The sequence below is a fragment of the Mesorhizobium sp. M2A.F.Ca.ET.039.01.1.1 genome, from assembly GCF_003998035.1.
GTDB lineage: Bacteria > Pseudomonadota > Alphaproteobacteria > Rhizobiales > Rhizobiaceae > Mesorhizobium.
On sequence record NZ_RZRY01000141.1, the window covers coordinates 1 to 11,733 of the forward strand.

Below are 11,733 nucleotides of genomic sequence, written 5' to 3' on the forward strand. Positions count from 1 at the left end.
GCCTTGCGTGGTGACCGTGTACTGGAACGCCGTGCCGGTGCCCGTCGGCGGCGCGCCGATCGAGCCACCCGACACTTGGACGTTCTGATCGCGCAGCGCCTGCACCACATCGCCCGAGGTCATTCCCAGGGCGGACAGTTTTTCCGGATCAAGCCAGATGCGCAGCGAATATTCGCGTTCGCCGAAGATGATAAGGTCGCCGACGCCGTCTAACCTGAGCAGTATGTCGCGCACCCGCGAGCGGGCGTAGTTCGAGACGTAGAGCTGGTCGTAGGTATTGTCGGGCGACAGCATGTGCACGACCATCATCAGGTCGGGCGAGCTCTTGGTGGTGGTGATGCCGAGGCGGCGGACCTCTTCGGGCAGGCGCGGCTCGGCGACCGACACGCGGTTCTGCACAAGCACCTGCGCCTTGTCGAGATCGGTGCCCAGCTTGAAGGTGATGGTCAGCGCCATCGACCCGTCGCCCGACGAATAGGATGACATGTAGAGCATGCCCTCGACGCCATTGATCTCCTGCTCGATCGGCGTTGCCACCGTCGCTGCGACCGTCTGGGCGTCGGCGCCCGGATACTGCGCGCGAACGACGATGGTCGGCGGCGCGATCTCGGGATATTGCGCGACCGGCAGCTGGGTATAAGCAATCCCGCCGAGGATCAGCAGGACGATCGAAACGACCGATGCGAAGATTGGACGGTCGACGAAGAAATGCGCGAACCTCATTGCTGCAACCCGGCGGTTTCGACCTTGGGCGGCAACGTCACCATCTCGACCTTCACCTTGGTGCCGGGCCTTGCGTGCATCAGCCCGTTGACGATGATCGTCTCGGCGCCGGTCAGGCCCGAGCGGATCACCCGGTAGCCGTCGAGAAGCGGTCCGGTGCGCACGGGCTTCGCCGACACCATTCCGGCCTCGTCCACCAGCAACACGATGCGACGATCCTGATCGGCGCCGATCGCCTCGTCAGGCACCAGCACGCCGCTATGCGGCAGCGACCCCGGCACGTTGATGCGCCCGAACATGCCTGGCTGGAGAACGCCGTCGGGGTTGGGAAACGTCGCACGAACCCGCATTGTGCCGGTCGCGTTGTCGATCCGGTTCTCGGCAAAATCGAGCTTGCCCTTGACCACCGCCTCCGCGCGGTCGGCGACCTGAACCTGCACATCGAGCCCGCCGGCGCCTTCCTGCATGCTGCCGCCACGCGCCATCGCGTCGCGGGCGTAGCTGAAATACAGACGCTCATCGACGTCGAAATAGAAGTCGATCGGGTCGCGCGTGACGATGGTCGTCAGCAAGGTGGAATCCGGCTGCACGAGGTTGCCGACCGATACCAGCCGGCGGTCGATGCGGCCGGACAACGGCGCCTTGATCTCAGTGAATTCCATGTTCAGGCTGGCCGTCGTCAGCGCAGCCGTCGCGCCCTGCATCTGCGCCTGCGCCGCAAGGTATTCCCGCCGGCGGTCGTCGACCGTGGCGGGCGAGATGTTGCCGGTCTTGGCAAGTTCGTTGGCGCGATCCAGTTGCATCTTGGTGAATTCGAGCAGGCTCTTGGCGACATCCACTTGCGATTTGGCGGCATCATAAGCGGCCTGGTACGGACGCTGGTCGATGGTGAAGAGCAGGTCGCCCTTGTTGACCAGTGCGCCGTCCTGGAAGCTGACCTTGTCCAGATAGCCGCTGACGCGCGAACGGATGGCAACCTGGTCGACGGCTTCGAAACGCCCGACGAACTCGTCGTCCTCGATGATGTCACGCACCACCGGCTTGGCCGCCGTCACCACGGGCAGCTGCTGGTCCTGCGCAAACGCAGTGCTGCTGAAAGCCATGCCGAGCAGGAATGCCGCCGACGCGGTGGCGCAGGCAAGCCAGCCGGCCGATCGACGGGGTCGCTCGCCCACGTCGCAACGCCATTGCCCATTGCCTGTGGTATCCATTTGCGTCCCCCTCGCTGGACCCGGAGGTCGGTTGATCCGCTTCTACGCTCAGGCTTTTTCGTCGAGACCCGAGCACTGCAATATTGTGCACGGCACATGATCATTTTCCATATGGGCTGAAATGTCCATCCTGTGGCTGCCTCCCCACCGGGTAGGCCTAGTCGCAATCTAAAGGAATCAGGATTCCTTTGACACACACCGTCAAGCCAAATTCGCCACGCTCGTCACCCGCCTTCAGCCACACACCCCTGATGACCGATTGGTAGGAGCGTATCACGGCTGAAAGCGTCAAGAGGCAGGTGCTGGCGCAAGGCGGCCGACGCGGCGCCGCGGTTGTTTTTCCGGCAACGGCAAGCGACGTCGTTGCGGCCAAGATGGGGGCACCAGCGGAATGGCATCTTTCTCGCTAGGTCGTCCCAGAACCGGACCGTCCGCTTCCGGCCCCAAAGACGCCATGGCAGCTTTGCGCTCATCTCGGCCGCTGGAGGGAATTTTGCCGCCGCCTGGAAGCAGACATGGAAGCCGAGCCGCGGAGCTTGTCCCAAGGCCACGCCTCGCCGGTCTGTCAATCGGGCGCCTGTCGTGCAACACTACTTACTAATATACGGGTGGGAAGCATTCCGCTGAAGCCGGCGGAAGGCCCTTTGGGGAGAAGCCAATATGCAGGGCTCGGTGGGAAGCGATCTTGCAAGTCGCCTGGCATCCGCAGATCGCCGTATTGCCGAACTGGAAAATAATTATGCTGACGCGGCAATCGAGCTTGATCGACTTTCCGCCGAAAACAAGCGCCTGATTCAACTCGCCGAGGAGCGCGCGAAGGAATTGGCCATCCTCAACAGCGTCGGTGAAGCGATGGCAAAGACGCTGAATGTCAAGACGGTGACCCGCATCGTGGGCGATCAGGTACGTGAAATATTTGGGGCGGATATAACCGAAATTTTGTTGCACGACGAGGCCTCTGATCTCATCACCGTCCCGTATTCATTTTACCGCGAGTACCAGGACGTCGAGCCTTTCACTTTGGGCGCGGGGCTGACCTCCAAGGTCATCCTCTCTGGAAAACCACTGGTTCTCGGGACGTCTGAACAGTCCATTGAGTTCGGTGCGATCTTCCTCAGCGAAGCGGAGCGGTCAGAATCGTATATCGGCGTACCAATCATCGCCGGTGGCAGAACCCTGGGCGTTGTCAGTGTTCAAAGCTACGAAAAGAATGCCTTTGGCGAAGATCATTTGCGCCTGCTGCAAGGCTTGTCATCAAGCATGGGCGTTGCGATTGCCAATGCACGCCTTTTCGACGAAACGCAGCGGCTGCTGAAAGTATCTGAGGACCGCGCAAAGGAACTGGCCATTCTCAACAGCGTCGGCGAAGCAATGGCGAAGACGCTGAACGTCAAGACCGTCACACGCATCGTCGGTGATAAGGTGCGCGAAATATTCGGAACGGACGTCACCGAAATCCTCCTGCGTGATGAGAAGTCTGACCTAATCACCGTACCCTATGCATTTTACAAGGGCTATCAGGACCCCGAACCATTTGCGATGGGCGAAGGGCTGACCTCAAAGGTCATACTGTCAGGCAAACCATTGGTATTGGGTACGACTGAGCAACACGTTGCTCCGGGTGCACTTATACCTACAGAGGAAGACAGGACCGAATCCTACCTAGGTGTGCCAATCATCGCTGGCGACAGGACTTTGGGTGTCGTCAGCGTCCAGAGCTACGAGAAGAATGTCTTCAATGAAGATCATGTGCGTCTGTTGCAGGGGCTTTCATCCAGCATGGGCGTCGCTATCTCTAACGCCCACCTGTTCGACGAGACCCAGCGCCTATTGAAAATGATGGAGGCTCGTAATGCTGAACTGGCCTTCGTGAATGGCGTTCAGGAAGTGCTCGTCTCCAATTTGGAAATGCAGGAGATATATGACCAGATCGGCGACCAGATTCATGAGATTTTCGATGCCCAGGTGGTGGATATCGGACTGTTCGATCCCGACGACAACCTTCTGCATTTTCCTTATACGATTGAGCGGAACGTTCGCTTCCCCGATTTACCGATGCCGCTCATTGGTTTTCGGAAACATGTCATGGATACGGGGCAGCCATTGCTGCTCAATGATGCTATCACTGCGTCCGAGAAATACGGCAACCCCGTGCTGCAGGGTGAGGCAGCTAAGTCGGGGCTGTTCGTACCGTTGATCATCGGAGGACAGGCAAAGGGCGTCATTTCCCTGCAAAACCTCGATCACGAGCACGCCTTCAATGAATCGGACGTGAATCTGCTCACCACGATTGGTAATGCGACGTCTATTGCAGTTGAAAAGGCGAGGCTGTTCACCGAGACCAGGCGCTTGCTGAAGGTAACCGAGGACCGCGCGGCAGAACTCGCTATTCTCAATAGCGTTGGCGAGGCTATGACACAGTCACTAGACCTGGATACAGTAATTCGTCTTGTAGGCGATAAGGTGCGGGAGGCCTTCGGGACCGAGGTCAGTGAAATTCTGCTGCATGACAGGGAATCCGGTCTGATCCATGTGCCTTATGCATACTTCAGGCAATATAGAGTTATTGATCCATTTCCGTTTGGCGTGGGTGTAGCGTCCAAAATCATAGATACAGGGCGCCCGTTAGTCTTCACGACTCTCGAGGGAGGAAAAGAGCTTGGTGCATTCTTTCCAGACGAAAAGGACAGGACCGCATCTTACATAGGTGTTCCCATCAAGTCTGGTGAAAGAACGCTGGGGGTTATCAGTGTACAAAGCTACCGGGAGAATGCGTTTGACGAAAATCACGTACGCCTCCTGCAGACGGTTGCCTCCAACATGGTCGTCGCCATAGCCAATGCCCGCCTGTTTAACGAAACGCAGCGTCTGCTGAGAGTGACAGAAGCTCGCGCTGCCGAGCTCGGCGCCATCAGTATGGTCAGCCAGGCGCTGATAGCGGAATCCGAACTCGAAAGCACGATCCAGCTGATCGGCAATCAGATGCAGGAAATCTTCGATGCCGATATCGTCTACGTCGCTCTGCTCGATCCGGAAACTAAGCTAATCCATTTCCCCTATCAGTTTGGCGAGGCCTTCACCACGCTCACGCTCGGCGAGGGACTGACGAGCAAGATCATACAGACCGGCGAGCCGCTGCTCATCAATCAGGATGTGGCGAAAAGGGGGGCTCAGATCGGGGCCACCCCCGTCGGCAAGAATGCCTTGTCCTACCTCGGCGTTCCGATCAAAACGGCCCAAGGAACGCTTGGCGTTATCAGTGTTCAGAGCACTACGCGGGAGGGCATTTTTACCGATGACTCGCTCCGCTTGCTTTCCACCATTGCCGCCAATGCGGGCTCTGCCCTGCACAACGCGCAACTATTCACTGAGCTCAAACAGTTGTCCCTGGCTCTCCAGCAGGCAAAGGAGGCGGCCGAGGCGGCAAATGAGGCGAAGAGTTCGTTTCTGGCGACGATGAGCCACGAGATTCGTACGCCAATGAACGGCGTGATCGGAATGAGCAACTTGCTCCTGGCGACAAAACTAGATGACGAGCAGCGGGAAATTGGAGAGACAATTAACAACAGCGCCGAGGCCCTGCTCACCATCATCAATGACATACTCGATTTCTCCAAGGTCGAGGCGGGCAAGATCGATCTCGATCCCCGGCAGTTCGAATTGCGCGATTGCCTGGAAAGTGCGATCGATCTAATAGCTCCGAGAACGGCCGAAAAAGGGCTCGATCTGAGCTATTTGATCGAGCCCGGTACGCCGGAGGCGGTAATTGCCGACAGTAGTCGGCTTCGCCAAGTGCTGATCAACCTCCTTAATAACGCGGTCAAATTCACTGAGCGGGGAGAGATCGTCCTTTCGGTGATGACGATCGCGCCCGCAGCCACAAGCCATGGTTCAAACGAGGACGGCGAGGGGAAGATTTGCACGCTCCAATTTTCGGTTCGCGACACCGGCATCGGTATCCCCGGCGACCGGATGGACCGGCTCTTCAAATCCTTCAGCCAGGTCGACGCTTCTACGACCAGGCGCTATGGCGGAACCGGACTTGGCTTGGCCATCAGCAGGCGTCTGGTAGAGTTGATGGGCGGCGAGATCTGGGTCGACAGCGCGGAAGGAAAAGGCACCACTTTCTTCTTCACGATTCGCGCGCCCGTGGCATCGCGCCAATTAGCAAACGCCCCGACGGCTACCGTCGGACTGGCAGGCAAGCGGTTGCTGGTCGTGGACGACAACGCAACCAACCGCCGCATCATGGCCCTGCAGGCGCAGTCATGGAATATGGTCGCGTCGGCGAGCGAACACCCGCGCGACGCACTGCGAAGGCTTGAAGCAGGGGAAGTCTTCGATGTCATCGTTCTCGACATGAACATGCCTGACATGGATGGCATCGAACTCGCTAGAAAAATCCGCGCGCTCGAAAGCATGGAAGGCGTTCCGCTGGTGCTACTTAGTTCCATGGTGCCAATGTCGGAGGACAGGAAAAAGGAAATTGAAAGTCTGCGGTTTGCGGCCGCGCTATCCAAGCCGATCAAGCCTTCTCCATTGCTCAATACGTTGCTGTCGATCTTCGTTGGAACGCCGGCTCGCTCCACCCGAGCCGATCAACCGAAGGCTCCCGCTTTTGACGGTTCGATGGCGAACACGTTTCCACTGCAGATTCTTTTGGTCGACGACAATGCCACCAACCGCAAGCTTGGCTCTAAGGTGCTCGAGCGCTTGGGATATAAGCCGGACCTGGCAATCGACGGCCAGTCGGCGATCGCTGCCTACAGCCAGGGCAGCCATGACGTTATCCTAATGGATATCGAAATGCCTGACATGGATGGGCTCGAAGCGACAAGATTGATCCGCCGTATCAATGCCGAACCCGTGCATCGACCATTCATCATTGCCCTGACCGCCAACGCGATGGCGGGTGATCGCGAGAGATACCTGAATGCTGGAATGGACGATTATCTGAGCAAACCGTTGCGTGTCGAAGATCTTATAGCCTCCCTGAACAAGGCCGTCGTGAATTTGGGTGAAGGTTCGCGGGGTGCAGCGGGTGAATTTGAAGATGCCAGCGCGCCCGGTCGTCCCTAGGTGGAACAGCGGCGTCGGAGTAATCGAGATTAGCGTCGCGGCAGCATCGCCGGGAATAGGGATCTCGCTAATTTAGCATTGGTGCGATAATCTGTCTTTTCAACGCGATGGAACTCTGAAAGAAGGGGAGCAGAGAGTTCGACTTCGCTCGTTTTTGCCAGCGCCGGCAGATGTTTTGTCGCTGGTTTTGGTTCGAAGAAGCATACATCGGGGGATGTTGTGGCGATCGACAGAGGGGCGCTGGACAAGCTGCGTGAGCTTGTCGGTGGCGAGGAAGCCGACCTTCTGGAGCTTGTGGAGTCCTTCTTGGAGGAAGGGCCATCCATCATGCAGGGCATGTGGTCGTCATGTCAGGCCTCCGACCACGCTGCCGTCCGACGGGCTGCCCACTCCCTGAAATCGAATGCGCGGGATATGGGTGCGACTGATCTCAGCCAGATCTGCGCCGGGGTGGAGGCGCGGTGCGCAAGCGGCGAACCCGCAAGTCTTGCCGAGATCGGCGATGCACAGCGTGCCTTCGACGTCGCCAGCAGCGAGCTTCGAGCAATCTTCAACCTGGGGAATTAGCGTGAGCAACCCTGGCCGAATTCTCATCGTCGACGACTCTCGGACCATAAGGATCAAGCTCAAAAAATCGGTGGAGGCTCTCGGCCATGAAGCCGAGGCTGTAGAGAACGGGCGAGCGGCTCTCGATCTGCTCGCAGTTGAAAATTTCGATCTTGTTCTTCTCGATATCATGATGCCGGTGATGGACGGCTTCGAGGTGCTGACGAGCCTCAAGAGCTCGCCCCGGACCCGGGATGTGCCGGTGATTGTGATTTCCGGGCTCGACGATGAGATGAGCAGCGTCGTGAAGGCGATTGAATTGGGCGCCGAGGATTTCTTGCCCAAGGATTTCGAGCTGGCGCTTCTCAAGGCGCGGATTTCCACGTGCATCGAGAAAAAGCGACTGCGCGACGTAGAGAAGGAATATCTGCGTCAGGTAGCCAAGTTGACGAAAGCGGCCGCGACCCTGGAAAGTGGGAGGTTCAACCCTTCGAAGCTGGGCATCCGCGATGTGGCAGCCCGAACCGATGGTCTGGGCAAGCTCGCCAGTGTGTTCGCAACGATGGCCCAAAAGGTTTACGAGCGCGAACGCAAAATGCGGCAAAATATCCGCACATTCCGCGGAGCCTTGCTGCTGTTGGCCTGCGGAGGACTGTGGGGCCTTGTCGTCCCGCTGTCGAAAATGGCTTCGCTCGTTGAAGCTCACCCGATTGGACTAGCGATCCTTATTGACCTCATCGGAGCTGCGTTCTGCCTCGGGATTAGCCTCAAGCGCAGGACCATGCCGAGGCTGTCTGCTCTCACGCGCTCGGATTGGCGGTTCGTTATCATCCTCGCGTTCATCAGCTCGGTGGTCAATCAGGTGCTGGTCTATTGGCTGGCAAGCAAGCTTCCGGCCTTTATCGTCTCCATCGTCATCGTACTTGAAGGGTTCGCCGTATTCCTGTTCGCGGCCTTGATGCGGACCGAAGCGCCGAGCATGAAACGGTTCTTGGGGCTTGGACTGGGTCTCGTCGGCATCGTCATCATCCTTTTCTTTGGCGAGCCGGGGGAAATGAACACGAATTGGTTGTGGCTTGCCATCGCGCTTGTGATCCCGGTCACTTATGCCACTGAGGATATCTATCTTTCGGAGTTCAAACCCGCTGCCGTCGACAGCGTCGCCATGTTCGGCATGGTCCTGGTTGCTTCGCTTTTGATGCTGATTCCGCTCGCGGCCTTTTATGGGGATTTCATACCGGTTGGTTTGTTGACCGGAAGGCTTGGCATCATTGTCATTTTGATGGCAGTTGCCGGCAATCTGGCCATGCTGCTCTTCATTGCGCTGATCTCCAGCACAGGTGCTGTGTTCGCAAGCCAGAACGCCTACGCCGTAACCGCGGCCGGTATAGGGTGGAGCATGTTGCTGCTGGGCGAAGCGATACCGGCGCTCACCTGGGTTTCGTTAGCGCTGATCGTGGTAGGCCTGCTGATGGTCGAACCGAAGCAGGAAGCTGAAGAAGAACCGCCACCGCTTGACGATGCGACAGAGGAAATCGTGCCGAAGCTCGACCTTGTGCCACTGCCAACGGAGTGAACAGAGCCCGAGGCAGGTCTGCCTACCTTAAGCCAAGCAGAGCATGGCTCCGATGCTGACGGCGTGGTGCGCCGAATGGAACGTCGGTTTCCCGGCTCGCCAGTCCGAACGCTGCCGGACTGCTCTCGGCCCCATTCGGGTCATTCAAAAAAATGGATCGCGCGAATGGCTATGGGCGCCCACCTGGGAGCGCACCTTCTCGCTGCATGACTGCGGCAAAGAAGCCGTCGGTATCGTTGCGCGCGGGCGTCAGCGACAGATAGTCCGGATGAGATGAGTTCGTCAGTTGCGGCGCGGCCTCGTGAAGCGGCACCACACGAAAACCGGGATGTGCCGCCAGGAACGCTACCACCTGTTCCTCATTCTCCTCGGACAGCATGGAGCATGTCGCGTAGACCAGCCGTCCACCGGGCTTCACCAGACGCGCCGCGCTCGCCAGAATCCGGGCCTGCAGCGACACGAGATTGTCCAGACCCTGTTCCTCCTGCGCGCGCCAGCGTGCATCGGGGTTGCGTCGCCAGGTACCGGTGCCGCTGCATGGCGCGTCCACCAGCACGCGATCGAAACCGCCCTTGTGGCGCTTGATCCACCGATCCGTTTCGCCGGCCAGGAGCCGTGTCTCGATATTGTGCAATCCTGCCTGCCGGAAGCGCTCGGCGCCGCGCTTCAAACGGCCTTCCAGGACGTCGCAGGCGACAACATGGCCCTTGTTGTTCATCTGCACGGCGACCGCCAGCGTCTTGCCGCCGGCTCCGGCGCAGAAATCGACCACGCGCTCGCCCGGCCGGGCATCGACCAGCATGGCGACAAGCTGCGAGCCCTCATCCTGGATCTCGACCTCACCGGTCCTGAGCATCAGCAGGCTCGCCAGCGAGGGGCGTTCATGCACACGAATGCCGTAAGGAGCGATGGCAGATGGCTGCGCCCGCAAGCCGAGATCCTTCAGCGCGTTGAGCATGGCCTCGCGCGTCGACTTGATCGGGTTGACGCGCAGATCAAGGGGCGGCGGCGCCAGAAGCGCGGACATCTCCTGGCCGAACGCTTCCCCGAAACGGCGCCGCAGGGGATCGGCCGCCCAGGACGGGCATTCAAGGCGCACCTCTTCCGGCATGCCGGGATGGTCGATCGTGCCTCCCCGCAATTTGACCAGCAGCGCGTGCTCGTGATCCGTCAGGATGGCAGGCGCGAATTTCGCCCCGTTGAACAGGCGCTTGATCTGATCGGCCGTCTCGCCTTCCTTCAGCGTGAGCCACGCGAGCAGGCGGTTGCGGGGCCTATCCTCGCGCCCATGCCTGGCCAGCCACCAACCAAGCCGTGCATGGTGTCGCAGAAGCGCATAAAGCAACTCCAAAATCTGGCCACGGTCCCTGTCGCCGATATAGCGCCGAGCCCGAAACCACGCCGAGACGACAGCATCCGCGGGACGCGCGACGCTATCGACTTCATCCATAAGTTCGATTGTGGCTTGCAGGCGGGCGGCAGGGGTCACGGAACGGCGATCAGGCTGAAAAAAGCGCCTATATAGGCGACAGTGCCGCTCCTGACCATCGTTCGCGCATCCCAGCGCTCATCCCTTGCGTTCCTGCAGGATGTTGCCGCCGTCGACGACGAGAACGGCGCCGTTGACATAGCTGGCTCCGTCCGACGCCAGGAACAGCACGGCGGCGGCGACTTCCTCGGGACTGCCCGCGCGCCCGAGCGGCGTGTTGCGGGCAGCGGCGAGTTCCTCCGGCGTCGATGCGCCGGTCGTGATCCAGCCCGGCGCCACGGCGTTGACCGTGACACCGCTGCGGCCAACCTCCAGGGCGAGCGCGTGCGTCAGCCCGACCATGCCGGCCTTCGCCGCCGAATAGGCGGCCTCGCCTTCATTGGAGACGTAAGGTCCGGTCACCGAAGCCATGTTGACCACGCGCCCATGGCAGCGCTGCACCATGCCGGCCAGGAATCCGCGCGTGCTCAGGAACGCGGTTTTGAGGCTGACGTCGATGCCGCGGTCCCAATCGCTTTCGCTGAGGTCGAGAAACCGCCGCTGCAACGCCGGCTGCGCGACCGTGCCCATCCCGGCATTGTTGACGAGGACGTCGATTTCGCCGGCCTGCGAGCACAAGCGCTCGACATCGCCCGAAACCGTCAGGTCGGCCACAACGGCGCTTATATCGAGCCCCTCCGCCCGCAGTTCCCCGGCCCGCTGTTCGACGCGCGCGGACGAAGCGGTGATGACGACCGAAAGGCCGGCCTCGCCCAGCGCACGCGCGACCGCTACGCCGATGCCGTCGGCGGCGCCCGCGCCGGTCACCAGCGCCCTGCGGGATTTGCGGAACACGATCATTTCCTCTCCACGATTGGAATGCCGGCATGTCGACGCGGGCAATCATGCCCGCGATGAAACTGCCCAGGCTTTTTCAATAGCCGGCGCTGACGCCGAAATCGATCGACAGCGCGGCCCCGGTGATCGGCGCCGAGCCCGGCTGGCAGAGGTAGTGGATGAAGGATGCGATCTCTTCCACCTGAATGAACCTTGCTTTGCCCCCTTGCGGATAGTGCCCGAGAAGCCGGCGCTTGTAGCCGTCGGGATCGTCCCCGCCATAGGTCCTGGCC

Annotated in this window: 7 protein-coding genes and 1 pseudogene; 3 read left to right on the forward strand and 5 right to left on the reverse strand. The window is 59.8% G+C overall.

Translation table 11 applies throughout. The annotated features are described in order from the left end of the window. Together EOA24_RS13560 and EOA24_RS13565 are read right to left on the reverse strand one after the other, a co-directional pair. On the reverse strand, positions 1-723 hold a 723-nt coding region (locus EOA24_RS13560; protein ID WP_189353936.1), incomplete at its 3' end, for an efflux RND transporter permease subunit. Continuing rightward, positions 720-1,826 (reverse strand): efflux RND transporter periplasmic adaptor subunit, encoded by a 1,107-nt coding sequence (locus tag EOA24_RS13565; protein WP_189343370.1) that lies wholly within the window; start codon positions 1,824-1,826, stop codon positions 720-722. The genes EOA24_RS13565 and EOA24_RS13560, both read right to left, overlap by 4 nt. A gap of 768 nt (positions 1,827-2,594) precedes the next feature. Between EOA24_RS13565 and EOA24_RS13570 the strand changes: the two genes are divergently transcribed. The 3 genes from EOA24_RS13570 (at position 2,595) to EOA24_RS13580 (ending at position 9,135) form a co-directional block, all read left to right on the forward strand. Beyond that, the gene (locus EOA24_RS13570; protein WP_126081567.1) at positions 2,595-7,013 is read left to right on the forward strand and encodes a GAF domain-containing protein; all 4,419 of its coding nucleotides are present in this window, start codon (positions 2,595-2,597) and stop codon (positions 7,011-7,013) included. A gap of 219 nt (positions 7,014-7,232) precedes the next feature. Next, positions 7,233-7,580: an Hpt domain-containing protein gene (locus EOA24_RS13575; RefSeq protein WP_126081566.1), complete on the forward strand. Its 348-nt coding sequence runs from the start codon at positions 7,233-7,235 to the stop codon at positions 7,578-7,580. Between the two features lies 1 nt (position 7,581). Beyond that, positions 7,582-9,135, forward strand: coding sequence for a response regulator (locus tag EOA24_RS13580; RefSeq protein ID WP_210211608.1), 1,554 nt, complete (start codon positions 7,582-7,584; stop codon positions 9,133-9,135). 169 nt (positions 9,136-9,304) lie between these two features. On the opposite strand, the gene EOA24_RS13585 is transcribed toward EOA24_RS13580, so the two are convergent. From EOA24_RS13585 to EOA24_RS41565, 3 genes and pseudogenes are all read right to left on the reverse strand, one after another. After that, on the reverse strand, positions 9,305-10,585 hold the full coding sequence (locus EOA24_RS13585) for an RsmB/NOP family class I SAM-dependent RNA methyltransferase (RefSeq protein WP_210211607.1): 1,281 nt from the start codon (positions 10,583-10,585) through the stop codon (positions 9,305-9,307). A gap of 117 nt (positions 10,586-10,702) precedes the next feature. Next, positions 10,703-11,458: an SDR family NAD(P)-dependent oxidoreductase gene (locus EOA24_RS13590; RefSeq protein ID WP_245466964.1), complete on the reverse strand. Its 756-nt coding sequence runs from the start codon at positions 11,456-11,458 to the stop codon at positions 10,703-10,705. A 79-nt stretch (positions 11,459-11,537) separates the two neighbouring features. Further along, positions 11,538-11,733, reverse strand: a pseudogene (locus EOA24_RS41565) (hypothetical protein); the annotation flags it as partial.

Coding starts and splice junctions, on each gene's coding strand:
- EOA24_RS13585 (WP_210211607.1), bottom strand. CDS start 10,585: ATGGATGAAGTCGATAGCGTCGCGCGTCCCGCGGATGCTGTCGTCTCG.
- EOA24_RS13570 (WP_126081567.1), top strand. CDS start 2,595: ATGCAGGGCTCGGTGGGAAGCGATCTTGCAAGTCGCCTGGCATCCGCA.
- EOA24_RS13565 (WP_189343370.1), bottom strand. CDS start 1,826: ATGGCTTTCAGCAGCACTGCGTTTGCGCAGGACCAGCAGCTGCCCGTG.